The sequence below is a fragment of the Pseudoalteromonas sp. BDTF-M6 genome (assembly GCF_018334135.1).
Classification (GTDB): domain Bacteria; phylum Pseudomonadota; class Gammaproteobacteria; order Enterobacterales; family Alteromonadaceae; genus Pseudoalteromonas.
The window spans coordinates 488,422-509,248 of the sequence record NZ_JAGXTQ010000003.1 but is presented as its reverse complement, the minus strand read 5'-3'; the positions used below and the strand labels follow the sequence as shown (position 1 = coordinate 509,248).

Sequence of the window (20,827 nt, the reverse complement as noted above, 5' to 3'; positions counted from 1 at the left end):
TTAGTACTGCTAAAACTCAAAAGTAATCCCGGTAAAGCCAGTCATATACTGGTCTCGATCAAACATAGGTGTATCACTTAAGTCACTGTCAATCCAAGTGTTTGAGATATTTAGCATAGCACTAAATTGTTCACTTAGACGATATTTGTACTCCAGTTTTACATGGTAATTGAGCGCGCTACTTAGTTTATAGCGGGGGATCTTAGACAATGCCTCGCCTGGGTGGACGCGGTAGTAGTATTCTATTAACTCGGTGCTTTTATGAGTGAGTCCGGCCTCGGCAATGAACTGACCACCGAGTAAATTCTGACTGTAATAGGCAATAAACTTGTTTTCCAAACCGTTATGTACGCTACTGATATCATGCAGGGTGCTAAGTTCAAGGCCCCAGTTTTTGGCGCTGTAACCGAGTGCCAGGCCTCCTTCGTAGGCCAGGCTGCGCTCTATCGGCGTCAAATTGATTGGCGTGGCATTGGGTCTTCCTGGGCGCGGCGAGTCGCGTACCGCCGAGGTGGCAAAGAGCTTATCTATGCCGTCGAGCTCGAAGAAAAAGCCGTCTTCGTTAAAAGCACCGATAACATCAACGTACCAGGATTGGTCCTGGTGCAGGCTGTAGCCCAAAGCAAAGTCGTCGAAATACCACTTCTCACCATAATAAGCCAAGTGCGGAAGAATAACAGAAGTGACGTTATCCGCTCCCCGAATCGGGTTTTCGATACCACCATATCCCACGGTGATAGACGCCTCTAATGTACCTACCTCAATAAATTGCGCCGACTCGCTGGGCGCATTCTGGCTCAGTACCGAGGCGGAAAATAATGTACACGCAAGGGCGATATGTTTATTCATGTTTCAGTTGTGTTCCTTCTCTGTCTTAACTGAATCTTAATTATTTGTCGATATTACGCAAGCCACGTTAGCGCAGTGTCAGGGTTTTGGCAAAGCACGAATCCACGGGGAAAACAGCGATAATTTCGTATCTTTATGATTTTTATGGTGTTTTCATAATGTTAACAGAATTCCCCGTACAAATTGCTACATTACTCCGAGTTAGGTTACCCGCTGTTTCTGGTGTTAATGAGGTGTTTTATTTTGTGTTGATGCTGTACAAAAGTGTACACAGAGTTGTTGGTGATGGCTGTTGTTAATGTGATTGAATCGAGCTGTTAAAAAATTTCGGCCTGTTCGAAATTATAGCTTAATTACTTACTAAGTTAGGGTTCAAAATGAAAAAAACCACTATTGCTTCTGCAGTTGGTGTCGCACTCTTTAGTGCGGGTACACTCTATGCAGCAGTTGGTACAGACCAACAAACAACAAGTGTAAAGAATACGCTAAAAGCACCTGCATTTACTGCACAGGACGTTCATGCTCTACAAAAAGAGCTTAACCTTGACCAGCAGATGGATGCGCAAGTACAAGGGGTGAACGTACAACTAAACGCTCATCAAAGTAAATTTGTTGAGGAAAATATCGACGGTGAACACATCTACATCGTGCGTTTGAAAGACGCCTCTGTAGCCGTTGCCGCGAAGGATCCAAACTCACCCCTTACTCGCTCTCTTGGCGATTCTAATGCGAAGTTGTTTGAACGTGGTCAACCTACTTCAAAAGCAGTAGTGACTTATGAGCGTCAGCTACGTGACAAGCAACAACAAGTATTCCAAGAAGTAACCGGGTTGACAGGTCGCACCGAAATGCGTCGTCAATTCACCAAAGCCATCAATGGTTTCTCGGTAAAAATGACCGAGCAGGAAGCGGCACGTATCGCAAACCTGGGTAGCGTCGCCTCGGTAATGCGTTCTAAGCATTATGATCTTCTGACTGATGAAGGTCCCAAGCAAATTTCTGCCGATCAGGTATGGTCAGGCATGGCTTCTCCAACGGGTGTAAAGCACAAGGGGGAAGGTCAAATCATCGGTATTATCGATACCGGTATTAACTCGGATCACCCTTCATTCGCCGATATTGGCGGTGACGGTTATGACCACGCTAACCCTTGGGGTGCAGGTCAATACGTGGGTGACTGTGTTGAAGATGCAGAGCACATTCAATGTAATGACAAGCTAATTGGTGTACGTTCATACGACGTGATCACCGATACCTACGCAGAAATGATCCCAGGCTGGCCAGCTATTGGTGAAGATTACCAGGGTCACGGCTCACACGTAGCCTCAACGGCTGCGGGTAACGTAGTAAAAGACGTGCCTTATATGATTGCGGGCATCGGTGAAGAGCAAGACGGTAAAATTCTTGCCGATGCCTTGTTCCCGGAAATTTCTGGTGTAGCACCGCATGCCAACATTATTGCTTACCAGGTATGTCACTCGACAAATGCAAGCGGCTACGCGGGTTGTCCGGGTGAAGCGCTTGTTGCCGGTATCGAAGATGCTATCTCAGATGGTGTTGACGTAATCAACTTCTCAATCGGTGGTGCCGACTCAAACGTGTGGGCCGACCCGGTTCAACTTGCCTTCCTATCTGCGCGTGAAGCGGGTATCAACGTTGCTGCGGCAGCGGGTAACTCGGGTACTGGCGTATGTGGTGCGTCTGAGTGTTTAGGTTACTTGGATAACTCTTCACCTTGGCTTGCCCAAGTGGCGGCAACGACACACGGCCGTAGCGTCGTTATTGAAACTGGTGTTGAATACGCGGGCTTCATCGACCCGGCTATGGGCTCAGAAGTACCAAGCTGGTCAGAAATGGGTCTTGTCGGTGGTTCAATCAACCAAGAAGAAATCACCGGCGTGGTGGTTTGGGCCAAAGACTATGCAGATGTCAATGGCACTAAAGATTTCAATGGCTACTGTGCAGCCGAGTACCCGGCCGGTACCTTTGACTTCTTCAAAGATGGTACGGCTATCCCAGGTGCGGCCGATGGCTCTACAAACGTTATCGTTATCTGTCAGCGTCACCATCCACAAGATCCTAATGCAAACGCTCGTACTGCGAAAGTAGAAAACGTTCAAGCCGGTGGTGCAGATGGCTTCATCATGTATAACCGTGACAGTGCTCAAGGTACAGTGCCAGAAAGCTATGCGCTACCGGGTGTTCACTTCACCTATGACCAGTGGAATGGTGTATACCCAGAAGATGGCCTCGAGGACTGGGTAGACAGCTTCAGCGAAAAAGGCCATATGATCACCATTAAGCCTACCGTTGTTGAGCGTCGTATTAATGCAGAGGACGCGGACTGGCTTGCACGATTCTCATCACGTGGCCCTTCTTTCTCTAACATTGAAGTGCTTGCACCTACGCTAGCTGCACCGGGTGTGAATATCTATGCTGCGTACTCGGATGAGCATCCGTTTGTACCTACACCTTTCGGTCTGGACTATTCAATGAGCAGCGGTACATCGATGGCTTCGCCACACGTTGCCGGCTCAATGGCCTTGATCCGTCAAGCAAACCCAGAGTGGACCGCAGCAGAAGTGCAATCGGCGCTGATGATGACCGCTGATAACGTAGTTCAGTACTGGCGTCTTAACCAAGAAGGTAGCCAGTCTGACAAAGCGCAAATCTATCGTGCCGGTACCGGTCGTATCAACGTGGCTAATGCGGTTAAGTCTGGCCTTATTATGGATGAATCGGCAGAAAACTTCCTTGCTGCAGACCCATACAATGGTGGTACACCGCATAAACTAAACCTTCCTAACCTGGTTGACTTCTCTTGTGCTCCTGAGTGTCAGTGGGTGCGTACGGTTAAAGCAACCAAAGACGGTACCTGGACGGTAAGCCATGAAGACGTGGTGAACTGGGCGTTTGATATGCGTCAGCAAGCTGCGCAAAATGGTGTAAACATTGAGATTATCCCAGAGACCTTCTCATTGAAGGCTGGTGAAACGCAAACCATCATAGTTAAAGCCTCCGTTATGGATACACAAGACATGTTTAGTAACGCAGAAGTTGAGCTGCACACTAATCTGATCTTTAAAGCCGAAGAAGCGGATATTCCAGATGCACATTGGCCAATGGCGTTCAAGTATGACCGTGGCGAGCTGCCTTCACGCGTTGGCACCGTAGCGCACGCGAATAAGGACACCTTAGTTGCTAAGGGCATTACTCTGCCAGCAGTGGAAGCGCCAGTTGCGCATGCTTACAAACCAACTAAAGCCGATGTGCAAACAGCGACGATTCCAAAAGATGATGACAGCACATACCCATGGGCAATGAACCGTACCGATACGGTAAATCCTGAAGACGTTCTTGATGAAGCCGTGCATTCTGGCTTTGTGACAGTGCCTGCTAACAGCAAGCGTTTGATTCTTGAAGTCCTGGATGCTGAGTCTGGGTTAGAAGGTACGCCGGATCTTGGCAACCCTCTGGTATACATAGGTAAGGACTACAACGGCGATGGTGTAATCCAGCCGCAAGACGAAATCTTGTGTGCATCAAACCACAGCATGATCAAAAACTTCTGTAATATCAATAACCCAGAAGAGGGTGAATATTGGTACATGCTGTATAACAACAGAGACAATGGTAATGAAGGCTTTGAAGAGACCTTTGAATATGCAGTGGCTGTTGTTAGCGACCAAATCAGCGACGATATTACCGCATCTCTACCTGCGGGCGACGGTATTAATACCGTAGACATGACCGTAGCCTGGAATTTGGATATGGAAGAGGGCGATGTATTCTACAGCATGATCGATGTAGGTACCTCGGCGGTTAACCCAAGTAACCTTGGTTCAATTCCATTCAAGCTAGTGCGTGGCGTGGACCGTGTTAATCTTGATGTGCCACAAGATGGTGCAAAAATCGGCGATGCGGTACCATTTACGTTTGAAGTGCTTGCAAACACCACGGGCATGGACCGTAACTTTACGTTCACTGCCGCCATCCCTGAAGGCTTAAACATTCATGCTGACAACGTGATGAGCTCGCGCAGCGACGTAAACATTGAAGTAGCCGACGGCGTATTGACTATCTCTGGTACGCAAGAAGATACCTCAGAGGTACAGCCGGATTACATCGTCACCGACAGCATCACCGACCAATCGTGTCGTACACCTAACTTTGGTCTGCCAAACTCGGGTGGTTATGTTGACCTACGTATGGCAGGTTTAGCGCCATTTTTGAGTGGCTTCGACCCTGACACTAATGAGATCAACTACCGTAATGGTCATGTTCTTCCTGTTAACTGGTTGTACCCAGAGCTGGAGAACATCAGTCTGTACAACAATGCCGATGCGCTGAATTACGACTATGGCGTTATGGCGATTCGCCCTACTGGTGAAGTGTCGTTCAGCCCGGGTCCTCATTTTAGAGCTTGGCACAGTAAGTACCCGTACGAAGCCTTCCCATTTGAGAGTGTGGCTCCACTATGGCGTGGTTTCTCCCCGGGTTTCGCAAACGATGTCATGAGCCTAGGCTTGAGCTCGCAAGAGGGTATTACTCTGGCGAGAGCCGGTAACTGGACAGTTATCGAGTGGGATAACGCGTCAGACTATGCCTACCAGGGCTATGATCGTATGACCGGTCAAACCGTATGGGAGAAAAAAGACAACTTGTTTGACTTTGAAATGATTTTTACGCCGTACACCCGCTTTGGTGAAAACGAGCATGAAATCTACCTAGCGTATGACAACATCGATTTCGGTTCGACTGACAGCCGCGGTAGTATTGGTATCCAGGGCTTTAGGGGTCTATTACACCCATATGGTCCGCTAGAGGGTTACCTAGGTCGCTCTATCAACTTCAACGAAGTAGACGAAGTAGTTAAAGACGACATGGTTATCTGTATGGATTACGTCGGTCCTGAGTCATCACAGTTCGAAGTTACTGCATGGGCCGATATCACACCTGCATCAGCTGGTCGTGACATGGAATTCACAGCGAATATCGACATGGATGGCATGGAACCTCTGGTTAAGTCACACACCCTGTCTGTGCCTAGCAACATCACCGTTGTTGAGCTAGAAGACATGACTACCAATGAAGAAGAGTCAATTACCTTCGACGTAGCCTACATCGACGAACTTAACTCAGCGAATGAAGTTCTCGTCAGTGGCGACAACATGACTGCTGAAGTGGATGGTAACACCGTGACTATCACTCCGGCTCAAGACTTCTCTGGTGAGATTGAAGTAACCGTTAAAGTGGCTGATATTGAGCATCCATCTGATGCCGTGAGCACGAACTTCATTCTGACCGTTGCGAATGTAAACGACGCACCAACAGCCGAAGTAGCACAAACTGCTATCTCAGCGACGGAAGGCAACACAGTAACGCTTGATGCGAGTGCTTCAATGGACGTTGATGGTGATGCAATCACATTCGAATGGGAAGGTCCGGGTACAATTGAGTCTCCAAACTCAGCGGTAACCAATGTGACTGGTCTGAGCGAAGGTGAGCATATCTTCACCGTAAGCGTAAGCGATGGTGACATGGTAACTACACGCGACGTAGTAGTAACTATCACCGCTGAGCAAATCACGGTAACGCCAGAACCAGAGAGCAAATCAAGCTCAGGTTCACTAGCCTGGTTATTACTACTTAGCCCGCTAGCCTGGTTCCGCCGTAAAAAAGCTTAACTAACCCAATCTAGTTAACAGCTTAATGCCGCTTACTATTTAAGTAAGCGGCATTTTTTATGCCTGCGATAAAGCGGGTTCTAACCGCTCTTTATCCAGCTTTTTAATTAGGGTATGTTATTTTTAAAAGCTCAGGTGCGATTAGGCCCTAATATCATGAAAAAGCGGACTTCCTTTTACCTCGCCTCGTTATTCTTTAGTGCTTTCGTCGGCGCGAATGCAAATACGACTGCAAGTGCGACTGCAAGTGCGGCAGCCAGTAGCACCTTGCCGGAGGACTTTGTTGCTATTGGTGAACTTGACTCCAGCATAGAAAAAGATATTCGCTACTTTGGCAGCAACAATTTTGTCGGCACTCAAGTAACGGGTTATCAAGCCCCCAAGTGCATTTTGCAGCGCCGTGCGGCCGACGCTCTGGTGCGTGTGCAACAGTCGGCAAAGGCACAAGGCCTGACCCTGAAGGTGTTTGATTGCTATCGACCGCAGCGTGCGGTGGATCATTTTGTGCGTTGGGTTAAGGATGGCGCCGATACCAAAACCAAGACCCAGTACTATCCGAATTTAGGTAAAGATAAATTACTGGGGGGTTATATTGCCGCTCAATCCGGTCATAGTCGTGGCGCCACGGTCGATTTGACCTTGGTGGACAGCAGCAGTGGCCAAGAGCTGGATATGGGCTCGCCCTTTGATATGTTCGATACCCTGTCGAATACGGACGATCCACGTATTAATGACGCACAGCGAAAAAATCGTTATTTGTTGCGGGATTTAATGATGGCCCAGGGTTTTGCTCCTTACCCCCTGGAGTGGTGGCACTTTTCTTTAAACCCCCAGCCCTATCCCAACACCTATTTTGATTTTGTGGTGCGCTGAACCAGCGCCTTAATTTCCTTTAGCACCATCTCGGGCTCATCCCGTTGCGGAAAATGATAGCTTTTATCCGTAAGGACGATTTTCCCTTGCGGGAAGGCCAAAGCCCAATCTCTGTGCAGTTCGCCCCACATTTTTCTGGCCTTATCGGTAAAAAATAACAGCGGCGGATTTTCATAGCGTTTAACCGAGGCGATCACGGTCACCGGAATATCGGCTATCTCCGGGTAATCGGGTAAGGGACGTTTGGCCCAAAAGTCGAGGTACTGATTCGACATACCGTTTATCATGTCATCACGCTTTACCTGGGCTATTTCGCGCTCCGCCTTGGCTAAATCGAGCTGGCGCATAATATCAACATCGTGTTCGGATGCCGGCTCGATAAGCATTAGTGCCGCTACTTTTTCTGGATATCGAGCGGCGAAGGTGCGGGCAATATAGGCACCATACGAGTGGGCGATATAAATCACCGGACCATCAATTTTCAGGGCATCAAACAATGCCAGCGCCTCGTCGGCGTATTCTTCTGAGCTGTAATTTTTGCGCACCGCGGTGGAACCGCCGTTGCCAATACGCGAATAGCGCAGGGTGCGGTACTCGCTGGCGAGCTGGTCATAGATGGGGTTCCAGTCTTCTAGGCCGGCCGAGCCACCGGCCTCGAGCAGCAAGGTGGCTTTAGACTCGCCACGTAATTCGTATTCGACCCGATAGTCACCCAAGGTCACATAAGCGACTTTGGCATTGAGGTTAAGGGAGATAAACAGCAATAAAAAGGCACTAAATTTAGTCATCCTGACACTCAAAATTAATTATTAGCTAGATGGATTAGGTAAAACTAGCTCGGGCGAGAGAAAGCCAATACGATCCTGCAACCCAAATTTTGTACAAATAGTACTGTAACACATTGATCCTAGATTAATAATAAATGCGGTTCTGAGGTGTGGTTTGTAGGGGGCAAGGCGGATTTTCATCTCAATGAATAAAAAATATACAAAAAAGTGACTTAAAGCTTAGGTGATCTCGCCCCCTTGTGTTAGGATGCACGCGTCTGATGAGTTCTACCCAGATTCGATTTTGCTTTTGTACTTCAGTTCTTCGTGTGTTCTACCCAGTTAGTGTTCCACCCGAATTTATGCAGCGTAAGCCACTCGTGTTAGCTAGTACTTAGTTCGGCAATTCTGATGTTGCAATGCAACACATTATTTAATTTAAATATTTTGGAGACACTATGTCTAAAACAACTGGTACAGTTAAATGGTTCGACGAAGCAAAAGGCTTTGGTTTTATTACTCCTACTGATGGCGGCAAAGACGTGTTTGTACACTTCCGTGCTATCGTTGCTGAAGGCGGTTTCCGTACCCTTCAAGAAGGTCAGCAAGTTGAATTTAACGTTGAAGAAGGTGCTAAAGGCCCTCAAGCTTCTGACGTTACAGCTATCTAATTAGCTGGCATATCCAGGTGGGGCGCCCTCGCTCCACCCGTTAACCTCTCCTCTTTACCACTATTTTTACCTCCCGGTTTTTTATTTAAGCTTTTCTAGAGCTTCACTCCCTAATTTGCTTTGAGCATAAAAATTGTAATTGCTATAAGAAAGCAATAAAACCGTTAGTAACTCGACTTACACCCTTTACCCTCTTCATCTTCATCGTTTTTGACCTGTTAACTCTAAGCCCTGCAGCCCTGTGTATTTATACCGATTCACTTAAACAGCTAATCATTCTAGCGGGCTAAAAAATATCATGCTCACAGCGTTGGAATTTTCCTATGCACGCTTGCTGGATTTAGGCGGTAGAGCGGCGCAGGAGCCAAAGCCGAGAATAACTACATCAGAAAAATTCCGCCTTGTTATCACATCATTTATCCAGCGCTATACCTGATCCCATACTTAACAGAATTGGTATTAGCTCCGTGAGCGGCTATTTTATGTCCGTTAATTTCAATGGCGTGGGCGATGCGTTTGTATCCATGCTGGCAAGCTCAATATTATGGGTTTGCACATGGGTGATAAGCTCGGGGAAGAAAGCTAAAAAATGTGCTTCAAAGGCATCGAAGTGGCGCTCAATATCTTCGATTGCGCCGGCAAAGTCATTGCGAAAGCGGATTCGGGTAGCGATCCTATCCAACGCAAGGGCAACGCCATCAAGCTCGGCATAGGTAGCAAACCAGTTTTGCTCGGACATTTTTCCCACCACATGTCGCATGCGCTCGGGCATCAGATCGTTACGGGTGTTGAGAAGTTGATAACTGTGCTGGCAAAACTCGTCAAATTCGGTGCTGGTAAAGTCTTGCCAGTGACGGATCAGCAGATGATCAAACAGCACATCCAGTGCTACCGGCGCAAAGCGCCGTCTTTGTGGTGAAAACAAGGAAGTGGCACGGCGCACACTGTTATGCTGATCGGTGAATCTGTCCACCAATAAATGATTCTCTAAACCTAATTGTACCGCCTTGGGCCACCGTTGATGCACCAGGCCGCGGCGGAAGTCGCCGAGCAAATTGCCAAAATGGGAATCGGCATTGGGCTGGGCTAAATACAGGTGGGCGAGGTAATTCATGACTCTAGAGCGTCTTGCTTATAAACACGGTTACATATAAGAGTGTAACGCGTTTAAGGCGCTTAGATAAGGGGCGGCTAGCCGGGAGTTAGTGTCATTTTGGATGTGTGCGGCGAAAGTTAACCGCATTTAGGGGGCTAAGCATTGAACGCCAAGGGTGTTAAGGCATAAAAAAGGGAGCGAAACGCTCCCTTTTTTGGTTTTAGGCCTGGCCCTTTAGCCACTGCATAAAGCCTTGCATATCGGCGTTATTTGCAAACTCGATAAAGCTTTTACCTTGATGATGACTAATGGCCATGCGGCGTTTGTTAATAGAAATACCCGCTATCGGCAGGGTAATATCAATACGTTGATTGTTATATAAATAGGACATAATAAAACTCATTTTTTGGCGCCATAGGGCACATTAAAATTGCCTTATTATCGTCTGGAAAGCGGCGTCAATTACGCGGCATTGGGGTTTGCTGCTGTTACAAAAAAGGCAGCACCCGGTTAATCTTTGTCAGACTTTTAAGGCGTTATAAATTTCGGGATGGGACTGACTGGATCAAGGAAAGGCATCACACGCGCACATTGTAAGATGTGCATTGCCCACTAACTGAGGATGAGTGAGCAATCCGAAAATATACCCATATAAAAATGATAATGCAAGCACTATATTTCGAAGTGCTAACTGGTAGTGTTTCCTGCCGTTAAGTAAGGCTGTAGTAAATACTGCAAAACAAGTTGATTTTAATCACAAAAACCGTCCCTTTTTTGAGGAAATTATCGTTATTTCTAAACCTTCGTCTATATTTATTAGTGCTCAATAATTAATCCACGCAATTATTTTTTAAACTTATTTTTATCTTGCTAATAATCAAGGAGAAGTTATGAAATTGCCATTGATAGGTGTGATAGCAGGATTGTTATCGCTTGCGGTGAATGCGAAAGATGATCCTAATGTACTTGCCATCATGGTTGACGATGTTGCGCAAGTGTCACTCAGCGCATACTCACACGGCATGACCTACAACACCCCCAATATTGATCGTATCGCCAATGAAGGGGCGCTATTTACCGATCATTACGCACAACCCAGTTGCACCGCCGGACGTGCGGCCTTTTTAATGGGGCAGTTGCCGGTGCGCACCGGCTTGACCACGGTCGGGCAGCCGGGTAACCCGCTGGGCATTAAGGAAGCGGATCCGACCATGGCCGAGTTTTTGAAAGAGCGCGGTTATATGACGGCTCAATTTGGTAAAAATCATTTAGGCGATCTGGATGAGCATTTACCTACCCGGCATGGCTTTGATGAGTTCTTCGGTAACCTTTATCACCTCAATGTTTCCGAGGAGCCAGAGCAGGAAGATTATCCCAAGAGCAAAGAATTTAAGAAAAAGTTCGGCCCGCGGGGAGTCATAGAGGCCTATGCCGATGGCCGCATTAAGGATACCGGCCCGCTGACTCGCAAGCGTATGGAAACATTCGACGAAGAGGTGCTCGCTCGCAGCCTCGATTTTATGGAGCGGGCGGTAAAAGCGGATAAACCTTTCTTCATTTGGCATGCGCCAAGCCGTATGCATGTTTACACACACCTTAAACCCGAAAGCCGTCATCTGGCCACGCAAATCAGCTCGGAAGAAGATGTGTTCGGCAGTGGTTTAATCGAGCATGATGGCCATGTGGGTCAACTGCTAGATAAGCTCGATGAGCTGAAGATTGCCGACAACACCATAGTGATCTACACCACGGATAATGGCCCCGAGCAAAGCTCCTGGCCCGATGCCGGTACCACTAAGTTCCGCGGTGAAAAAATGACCACCTGGGAAGGAGGTGTGCGCGTGCCCTTTATGGTGCGTTGGCCTAAGGAGATCCCGGCAGGGTTAAAACTCAATGGTATTTCTTCTCATGAAGACGTGTTCCCCACCATAGCCGCGGCCGTGGGTGAGAAAAATCTGCGTAACGCCATGGAAAAGGAGTTTAATGTTTATATCGATGGTGAAAATAACCTTGCGTACTGGCGTGGCAAGGCTGAAAAGTCGGCGCGTAACCACTTTTTCTACTATTACGAGTCGCAGCTGACCGCGGTACGTGTTGGCCCATGGAAGATGCACTTTGCCTCTAAACCCGGCGGTCGTTATTATGAAGACCTGGTAACGCATACCATGCCCAAGTTATTTAACCTGCGTAAGGATCCCATGGAGCACTATGATGGGGTCACCGGTTTCCATCAGATCATGAAGAAAAGTTGGGTATTCCAGCCGGCCATCTCCTTGTTGACGGAACATATCAAGACCTTTGAAAAATTCCCGCCACGGCAAGAGGCGGCCTCACTTAATATCAACGAGGCCATCAGTAAGGCCAAGTCAGCGTCGACCAATCGCTAAGGTTTGCCGGGTTTCCTCACTCGGTTGCACTGTGGCCGAGTGAGGTTTCCTCCATTCACTATTTAGATATGAGCTAAAGCCAGCGTCGAACTCGGCGGCAATACTGGATGTATTTGTCATCAAATTTTTGCTTCAGAAAATGCTCTTCCGGCCGTATTTGAAAACGGTTGAGGTAGATAACAAACAAGGGCGGCACAAGGGCTGAAACCGGGTTAGTAAGCCATATTCCCCAGCCGATTAGCATTAATAAAAAGCCTAAATACATGGGGTTGCGACTGAGTTTATAAATGCCGTTGCTGACCAGACACGCCGATTGCTGTGGATAGCGCGGGTCGACCGTGGTTTGGGCGGCGCGAAATTGCAGCACGCCCAGGGCGGCGATAGCTCCGCCGGTTAACACCAGAGCCAGGGCAAAACCAAAGCGCCCCCAAAGCTGGAAGGTCAAACCCGGAGTCAGAATAGCGGCCAGCCACATTATGAGTGCAGCGAGCAGCATCAGAACCAAAGGTGGGATTTTTAGCGCCACTCTTGTCTCCTTATTTTTATGAGCAGTCAGCTAGGGCGTGACCGACTGCATCAGGGTGAGTTTTTCCACAAGCGCCGCTATTTGAGGATCTCGTGGCACCATCTCTTGTAGCCGGGTGGCATAGCGCAGAGCCTGGCGGTAGTTTTGTGCCTTAATGTGGATTTGTACCAGGGTGTAACACAAATCCGCGTTGTGGGTGTCGAGGGCGAAAGCCCGCTCTAATTGCTCTAAGGCGGCCCTGGCTTCACCCATTTCATTGAGCAGTAGGCCATAGGTGTAGATATGGTTTACGCTGCCATATTGTGCCGCCAGAGCCAGGTGCTCTTTGGCCTTGGTTCTATTTTTCACTCTCACCCAACTCATGGCCAAGGCGTAATGCACATCGGCATTGTCGGCATCCTGTTGCAATGCTTGTGTGAGTACTGCCCGTACCTTGTCTTCATCGCCTTGGCGCCGATATAGATCCGCCAGGTTAACGTAGGCGGGGATATAAATGGGTTCCACCGCAATGGCTTGTTCATAGTGTTGGCGCGCCACTTTAATTTGCTCCAGCTCCAAGGCCAGGTTACCTAAATTGGTATGGCTACTGGCGCGCTCGCTATTGTAACGCTCCGTTTGTCGGTATTCCTCCAGCGCTTTTGCCAACTCGGCTCTGGGCGCATCCTGTAAGTTATTTGGAAAGGGTACCACCAGCATCGCCGCCAACGCACGGGCTGCACCGGTGCGAATAGCCAGACGCGGATCAGCCAACAAGGGTTTTAGCAGGGTATAGCGCTGTGGCAATGGAAATCCCCTTGCGGCCTCGATGGCCCCCAAACGCTTTAACGGCTCTTCATCCCTAACTGCTCGGCTGATGGCGACCAGGGTGTTTTTATCCGGGTAACGGGCCATACGTGCCAGGGCCGAGGCGCGGATAATATCCGTATACTCACTGCTTTGAGCGATACGGGTCAGCAATTGAGACGCCGTTGGTAGGCCTTGGTCGGCGGCATAAAATGCCTGAGAAAAATGGCTTTTGCCCAAGTAGTTAGAGTCTGGGTGCCATGTTTTAATGGCGTTCATGGCCCATTGTGGGGTTTTGTCCTCATGGCAGCCGTTACAGGCATTTGGGGCCTGGGTTTGTACACTGAGATCTGGGCGCGGTACGCGTAGGCTGTGATCGCGGCGGGGATCAACCTGCATATAGGTGGTGCTGGGCATGTGGCAGTCGACGCACTGGCTGCCGATGCTGCCAAGTGGATGGCCATGATGCTCTGTGCTTTGGTATTGACTGCTGTCATGGCACTGGGTGCAGGTTTGGTTGCCGTCCAGCTTTAGTTTGCCCGAGTGAGGGTTATGGCAGTTACTGCAGGTGACGCCGGCAGCGTACATCTTGCTTTGTAAAAAGGAGCCCCAAACATAATCCTCGTCAAGGAGTTGCCCATCCACATGATAAAGCTGCGATGTAATAAGGGCGGGCTTAAAGGTATCCAATAGCTCCGCCTGATTGTTGCGATCGCCCAGTTGCGAACGCCGCGCATGACAGGTGGCACACTGAGCGTTCTGCTCGGTCTGTTTGACTTCCCCTTGAGGTAACAGGGCGCCATCGGCACCGCGGCTAAAAAGCGCTACCTGAGTGCCTATGTCTTTGCTAAAGCCCTTATGTGCTATGTTTTTATCGCCCTCGGCCCATTGCAGGTGTTGCTGGCTATCGCCATGGCAGGCGGCGCAACTGACATTGATGGCTTCATAGGTTGAGGCGAAGCGATTCGATTGGGGGGAAAATTGCTTTTTAAAGTCGGTGCTGTGGCAGTCGGCACACATATGGTTCCAGTTTTGTCCCATTTGCGTGTGATGAAATTCATCCATGCTGCGTTGTTGTGGATGCAAGATAAACCAGCGTTGGCCGCCGGCGTCCTTGGCCCGGCTGTCCCACGCCAAGGGGATAAACTGATAGCCGCCACGCTCATCGGCGACCAGGTATTGCTGCAATGGCTGATAGCCAAAGGTGTAGTGAATCTTTTGGCTGCTTGTCCGGCCATCCGGGTATTCATGGCGTAACACAAAGTCTTCGCCTTGTTTACTGAGGATCAGAACCCGTTGCTCAAAGGGGATACGCTGATCATTAAAGGCACCAAGGACAAATTTTGCGCTGGCCGGGTTCATGGCCCGATAATGGTGGGAGGCTTGCCAGTCGGCTACCTGTTCCTGATGGCAGCTTTGGCACTGCTGTACTGATGCCTGGGCATTGCCAAGGGCACCGAGCATGAGTAATGGCGTCAATATCTGTGCGACTTTCCTTAATACACCCAAGTACATGGCAATAATATTCTCTCACTCTAATACTGGCTCGGTGCCCTTCGACCGCTTAAAGGCCAGAATATGGACAGTTATTCAATAACTTATCCTGCTAGGCGTGCCAGTGCAATGCTAATCTGGACGTTAGAGCTGGTAATTGAATTCGATGCGGTGATCGCCATCAAAAATATCGACGTTTTCGTTCCAGTTGGCAAAGTAGCGTACGTTCAGGCGCGGGGTGATCTGGTAACTGGCGGCAAACTCATGGGTCAAAATGTTACGCTCATTGAGGCCGTAATAATTTTCCTTATAGGTACTGGAACCGGTCAGGGTTGTCAGCCAAAAAGGGTTGTAGTTTAGCCAGATTTTGTCGCTCAAATTAACCTTGGCATACATGCCGATCAGGCCGTAGCTGCCCATTAATGAGTAACCATCGTCTATGCTGCCATCGCTTTGACGCTCATCTTTACCGACTGATGCACCAACCCCCGCAAGGGGATAAAAGTTGAACGCCCCCATAGGTGGTAGGGCTTGAATAAGGGAGTAGGAAATATCGGCGCTTTCATCGGCAACCAGGTTGGCACGAAAGTTATAGTTCACATCGAGCTGGGTGGCGCGCAGGCTTTGCAGGGTGACGGCAAAGTTACGAAAACGCAGTGAGTCGAGGGACTGTGTGGTATGGTGCTCGGAGCGCCAGCCCAAGGTATCGCCGAGTAGGCCTTTGGCCTCCACCACAAATTGTGCGGCGGTGGCGTGATCACCCGTGTCGTAGGCTTTACCCAGTTTAAAATTAACGCCTTTATCTGTGGCGCCGCCGCCAACCTGGGTGTAGATCGCCAGCGGATCCGACATGTCGGCGACGTCCTGTTCCTCGGCATAGACAGAGGTAGAAAAGGTAAGAGTGCAAAGGGTTAAGAAAGCGGTTTTCATTTACTGTCCTTATTAGCAAAGTCCCTTACTGCAAACAGGGAAAGTAAGTGTCATTATTGTCAGGGCCTACCAACTGCTGCCGGCTTGAATGTAAATGGCCTTTTTAAATGATCGGTGACTTCCAAGCCCTCAAGCCAACTTAATAATGGCTTAGGTAATAAAGCTGAGACCAGATTTGTATTTGATTATAGCAAAATATCTTAAATTCAATGTGTTACTAGTCTGGCAAAAAAGGGTATGACCCGCCTAGTATTGCGGTAGCTCGGTGATGGGGCTGTAATCAATTTGCAGTTCAATCAAGGTGAGCTCGGGCATGGCTTTTAAACGAGCCATTTCGGAGGCCATATCCAGGGTTGCGGTTGCACTTAAGCGATAGTTATCACCGGCAATCTGGGTAATTGTGTACTGAGGTGTCAATTGTTGATAGGGCAGTGCCGAGCTGGTGACGACAAAGTCTCTGCCGACGAGCCCCGGCTCACCATTGCTGAGGTTGTCGATGCGGGTTCCCGGCAGTAATTTTTGCCCACGCCAGCGGATTTTTTCACCATTATTGTCTAAGGTGAAGTAAGTTTGTGCCGACGTGGTCGATTGGGATTGATCGCGCTCGTCATTACGACATGCGGCTAATGTCATAAGTAATATCAAAATCAGCAAAAGTTTCATTAGCCCTGTTCCATCTCTTCAGTTGCAATACTGATAAGGTAGTTGCATTGGTTTCAAATAGGCAAGGTACATTATGGCTAAACAGCGATGGTTTAAGACCGAGCATTATGTAAAGACAGGCATAAGGCCGTTGCTCTTAACCCTGTTATGGAGCACTTCGGCTGCGTATGGCGCGCCTCAGCAGGGCGATTATTATCAGGCGCAATCGCAGCCGCCCAAACTATTGGCTCGAGAACAATTGCGCATAGCACAGCAACAGACCAAACTCGGTATGCCCTCGCACTTTGATCCCTTGCTTAACCGAGCCACCTTTGTCTGGGCACCGGCTACATCGGCAATTAGCTCCATCTCTCAGGGTTCCCTGCAGCAAAAAGCCCAGGCACATATGCAGCGTTTAAGCGGCATTGCCAACAATAAGTCCGCTCAGCATCAAGCTGGGCATCAAGCTCGGCTTAGTCACTGGCATGACCCGGGGCAGGGCGCGGTGATTGGTCGCTATCGTCAGTATGTGCAGGGTATTGAGGTATTTAATCGCCACTATAACGTGATGCTCGACCGCCGTGGCGAATTAGTCGCCAGCTCCGGCTATTTTGCCGAGGTGCCTAGCGAGGCACAGAACTTCAGTGCCCTTAGGGCTTTTAGCCATGCCTCTACCGCGGTGCGCCATGCCTTGCGTCAGCTAAGTGGAGCCGCGTTACAGCTTGAATCAATGGGCACACAACAGGGCTATAACTGGTTTAGGGTGGGCAGCAGCGACGCCGATGAGCTCTTTGCTGGAGTGCGCGCCAAAGCCGTGTTTTACCCCCTTAACGGAGAACTATTGGCGGCTCACTACGTGGAGGTTGAGCGACAAAATCGCCATACCTTGGTGAGTGATTACTTTGCCTATGTTATAGCCAGCGGCACCAACAAGGTGCTGTTCAAGAAGAATCTGCAAAGTCATGCCACGGCATATAACTATCGGGTGTATGCCGACGGACAAAGCGGCTATCCGATGGAAGGCCCCCATGGCGACGTGATCCCGGCCACGGGGCTGGGGCAGGAAGATGAAACAGCAATTCTCAATGCCAGTTTAGTGAGCCTAAGTTATTATCCCGGGCTGTCCACCGCCGATCCTTGGTTAAGCGACACGGCCACCCAAACCCAGGGTAACAATGTGTATGCTTATGCTGATATCAATGCGCCTCAGGGCTTTAGCGCCGGTGATCTCAATGCTGAAACCACCTCGGCTTTTACCTTTGATTATGTGCTCGACCCAGACTTACCACCCAGCGCCGAGGTCAATATTAAGGCTGCGGTGGTGAATCTGTTTTATATGAATAACTTTCTCCACGACTTCTTCTACGACCATGGCTTTGATGAAAGTGCCGGCGTGGCGCAACTGAGCAACTATGGTCGTGGCGGTGTTGAGGGCGACCCGATTAATGCCGAAGCCCAGGACTACAGTGGCCTGAATAATGCCAATATGGCAACACCTGCGGATGGTGCCAGCCCGCGCATGCAAATGTTTGTCTTTAACTCCAAAGACGCCAGGGTGGGTGAAGACTATGGGGTGATAGGCCCCAATGGCCTGTTAACCTCGACACAGCGTTCGCAATTTGGCCCGGATGCCTTTGATATCAGCGGTGAGCTGGTGCGCTATAACGATGGTAACGATGTGGACTCCGCCAGCGTCAATGACGGCTGTGAAGTGCCCCTCGACCCCAGCCTGCTTGTGGGCAAGGTCGCCATAATCGAGCGTGGTAGTTGTACCTTTGTGACCAAGGTGAAAAACGCCCAGGATGCCGGCGCGCTGGCGGCATTGATCACGAATAATGTTGATGACGGGACTGCGGCGCCCATGGGCGGTGTCGATGACAGCATCACCATAGGCAATATGGGGCTGAACTTTGCCGATGGCCAATTACTTTACACTGCCTTGAATGATGGCGTGGTCAATGTGCGTCTGTTCGACACCAATGCCCTCAAGGATGGCACCTTTGATAATGGTATAATTGCCCACGAATGGGGACATTATATTAGCAATCGCCTGGTAGGGAATGGCGCTGGCTTAGTGAACTTCCAGGGTCAGGCCATGGGCGAAGGGTGGGGAGATTTCCATTCCCTGATGTTTATCGCCAAGGAAGAAGATACGGCCATTGCGGGCAATAGTGATTTTACTAAGCCCTATGCCATCAGTACCTATGTATCAGACTTTTACTTTGGTCTTCGCCGTGTTCCTTACACCCCGGATCTGACTATCAACCCCCTTAACTTTAGGCACATTAGCGAAGGTGCCGGTGCCGATGTCGGTCTGCCGCCAACCTCGGTGGCTTCGCCTCATGACCCAGGCGAGCTCTGGGCATCGGTGCTGTGGGATACTTATGTGGCACTCATTAACCGACATGGCTTTGCCCAGGCGCAACAACGCATGGCCCGCTATCTGATTGGCGGTTACAAGATGACCCCGGTAGCTCCCCTGTACACTGAGGCGCGGGATGCGCTGCTGGCTACCATAGCCGCCGAGGATATGACCGACTACCGCTTGGCCTTGGCCGCCTTTGCCCGGCGCGGTCTAGGCTTGGGAGCGCAGTCGCCAGAGCGTTACAGCGTCACCCTGGCTGGTGCGGTGGAATCATTTGAAACCGAGCTGGCAGCGTTTGCCGTTGAGCAGGTTAAGCTCGATGCAGACAGCGATCTGTATTGCAGTTTGGATGGCTTTTTAGACGTAGGAGAGCGTGGTAGTCTGAGCGTACAGCTTACCAATACAGGTAGCGAAACCCTGACCAATGTACCGGTACAATTTACCCTTATGTCCGCCCAAGGCGTGATTTTAGGTAATGGAGGCAAGAGCACGGTGGCTGAAATTGCCCCCTTTGAATCGGCCTGGAGTGAGCCCATCAGCATCTCCTTGCTCAATGCCGAAGTAGCCAGTGAGCTCGAGCTTGAGGTGAGCTTCCCCGAGCAAAGCGTCGGCGACGATATCGTCGAGCCACAGGCGGTGACCGAACGTTTCACGGTCAACTTTCGCTTTACTGACGCGCCGCTTGTTAGCGCCAGCCAAGGCGATGATATGGAAAAGGCGGTGCTCAGTCGCGCCAATTTGCCGCTACTCTTGCTGAAGTCAGACCCCCGTGCAGAAAACACCTTGCGCTTTGATAACTCGGAACAAATCGCGCTCTTTGAGCAAGGCGGTTTCGAGCTGGGAGAGCAGGCGTTGTTCCTCAATAACAACGGCTATGAGTCCGATGTGGCGCTGACAACTAGGCCCTTTATGGTGTCGACGCAGAGTGAATTCAGCCTGTCATTTTGGCATTACTATGCTTTGGAGGCATTCTGGGATGGCGCGGTGCTTGAAATTAAGGTCGATGATGGCGACTGGCAGGATGTGACTGAGGCCGGCGGTCAATTTAGCGTCGGTTACAATGGCACGCTTAACGAAAGCCCAACGCAATCTTTGCAGTTGCGCAATGCATACACGGGTCGTAACAGCAGTGGTGGTGTGCTTGGCAACGAAGAGCAGGTGAGCTTTGGCACCCAATTAGCCGGACGGCAGGTGCAATTGCGTTTTCGCATCAGCACAGATATTAACGCTAATGATACCGGCTGGTGGATAGATAACCTCACCCTGGTCGGGATGGACAGTGCCGCCTTTTATCAACTCAGTGCTCCGGATCAGGATGATTGTGACAACCGCGCTCCTACTTTGGCGCCTTTGATGGCGCAAAGCGTGGAGGAGGGCGATGAGGTGACGTTAACCGCTCAGGCTGAGGATATCGACGGCGATACCCTTAGTTATCAGTGGCGGCAAACGCAAGGGCCCAGTGTGACCCTCAGTGGTGCGCAAACCGCCAGCGTGAGCTTTACCGCGCCGCAGGTGAGTAGTCAGCAGCAGTTGCATTTTACCCTGAGCGTAAATGACGGCGCGTTAAGCGCCGAGCAAAGTGTAGTGGTTACGGTTAACAATGTGGTTGCTCCACCACCGGTGCCAGAGCCGAGCTCTGGTGGCGGAGGGGGCTCTGTTGGTTGGCTTACGCTTATCTTGCTCGCCGCGATCAGGGTGTTGCGAAAGAACTAAAGAATAAGGCCGCATTAAAAATGCGGCCTTTTTGATGCTTACTG

General features: G+C 49.8%; 13 protein-coding genes. 5 read left to right on the top strand and 8 right to left on the bottom strand.

Annotation, left to right across the window (positions count from 1 at the left end; translation table 11 throughout):
• Positions 1-9: 9 nt before the first annotated feature.
• A complete protein-coding gene (locus tag KD147_RS09450) occupies positions 10-849 on the bottom strand; it encodes a MipA/OmpV family protein (RefSeq protein WP_212547659.1) in 840 nt (279 codons plus the stop codon).
• A gap of 377 nt (positions 850-1,226) precedes the next feature.
• Between KD147_RS09450 and KD147_RS09445 the strand changes: the two genes are divergently transcribed.
• Both KD147_RS09445 and KD147_RS09440 read left to right on the top strand, forming a co-directional pair.
• Positions 1,227-6,536 (top strand): S8 family serine peptidase, encoded by a 5,310-nt coding sequence (locus KD147_RS09445; RefSeq protein WP_212547658.1) that lies wholly within the window; start codon positions 1,227-1,229, stop codon positions 6,534-6,536.
• Positions 6,537-6,692: 156 nt separating this feature from the next.
• Entirely contained in the window at positions 6,693-7,409 is a 717-nt protein-coding gene (locus KD147_RS09440) for a M15 family metallopeptidase (RefSeq protein ID WP_212547657.1), read from the top strand.
• Here the strand turns inward: KD147_RS09440 and KD147_RS09435 are convergent.
• On the bottom strand, positions 7,385-8,197 hold the full coding sequence (locus KD147_RS09435; protein ID WP_212547656.1) for an alpha/beta fold hydrolase: 813 nt from the start codon (positions 8,195-8,197) through the stop codon (positions 7,385-7,387). The genes KD147_RS09440 and KD147_RS09435 overlap by 25 nt on opposite strands.
• A 437-nt stretch (positions 8,198-8,634) precedes the next feature.
• Here KD147_RS09435 and cspE point away from each other — a divergent pair, with 437 nt between their 5' ends.
• Positions 8,635-8,847, top strand: coding sequence for a transcription antiterminator/RNA stability regulator CspE (gene cspE / locus KD147_RS09430; protein ID WP_105189283.1), 213 nt, complete (start codon positions 8,635-8,637; stop codon positions 8,845-8,847).
• A 475-nt stretch (positions 8,848-9,322) separates the two neighbouring features.
• Here the strand turns inward: cspE and KD147_RS09425 are convergent, their stop codons facing one another.
• Both KD147_RS09425 and KD147_RS09420 read right to left on the bottom strand, forming a co-directional pair.
• Positions 9,323-9,961, bottom strand: a complete 639-nt coding sequence (locus KD147_RS09425) for an acyl carrier protein phosphodiesterase (RefSeq protein WP_212547655.1) — start codon at positions 9,959-9,961, stop codon at positions 9,323-9,325.
• Between the two features lie 202 nt (positions 9,962-10,163).
• Entirely contained in the window at positions 10,164-10,334 is a 171-nt protein-coding gene (locus KD147_RS09420) for a hypothetical protein (RefSeq protein ID WP_158678874.1), read from the bottom strand.
• Between the two features lie 499 nt (positions 10,335-10,833).
• Between KD147_RS09420 and KD147_RS09415 the strand changes: the two genes are divergently transcribed.
• Complete coding sequence (locus tag KD147_RS09415) at positions 10,834-12,330, top strand: arylsulfatase (RefSeq protein ID WP_212547654.1); 1,497 nt, start codon at positions 10,834-10,836, stop codon at positions 12,328-12,330.
• Between the two features lie 73 nt (positions 12,331-12,403).
• Here the strand turns inward: KD147_RS09415 and KD147_RS09410 are convergent, their stop codons facing one another.
• The 4 genes from KD147_RS09410 to KD147_RS09395 all read right to left on the bottom strand — a co-directional run bounded on the left by KD147_RS09410 (position 12,404) and on the right by KD147_RS09395 (position 16,696).
• The gene (locus KD147_RS09410) at positions 12,404-12,856 is read right to left on the bottom strand and encodes a methyltransferase family protein (RefSeq protein ID WP_349304684.1); all 453 of its coding nucleotides are present in this window, start codon (positions 12,854-12,856) and stop codon (positions 12,404-12,406) included.
• Between the two features lie 30 nt (positions 12,857-12,886).
• Positions 12,887-15,118 carry a tetratricopeptide repeat protein gene (locus tag KD147_RS09405; protein ID WP_249319095.1) on the bottom strand — a complete coding sequence of 744 codons (2,232 nt, stop codon included), beginning with the start codon at positions 15,116-15,118 and terminating at the stop codon, positions 12,887-12,889.
• 159 nt (positions 15,119-15,277) lie between these two features.
• A complete protein-coding gene (locus KD147_RS09400; RefSeq protein WP_212547653.1) occupies positions 15,278-16,063 on the bottom strand; it encodes a hypothetical protein in 786 nt (261 codons plus the stop codon).
• A 246-nt stretch (positions 16,064-16,309) separates the two neighbouring features.
• Positions 16,310-16,696 carry a hypothetical protein gene (locus tag KD147_RS09395; RefSeq protein WP_212547652.1) on the bottom strand — a complete coding sequence of 129 codons (387 nt, stop codon included), beginning with the start codon at positions 16,694-16,696 and terminating at the stop codon, positions 16,310-16,312.
• A 103-nt stretch (positions 16,697-16,799) separates the two neighbouring features.
• Here KD147_RS09395 and KD147_RS09390 point away from each other — a divergent pair, with 103 nt between their 5' ends.
• A complete protein-coding gene (locus tag KD147_RS09390; RefSeq protein ID WP_212547651.1) occupies positions 16,800-20,783 on the top strand; it encodes a rhombosortase-dependent M36 family metallopeptidase in 3,984 nt (1,327 codons plus the stop codon).
• Positions 20,784-20,827: the final 44 nt, after the last annotated feature.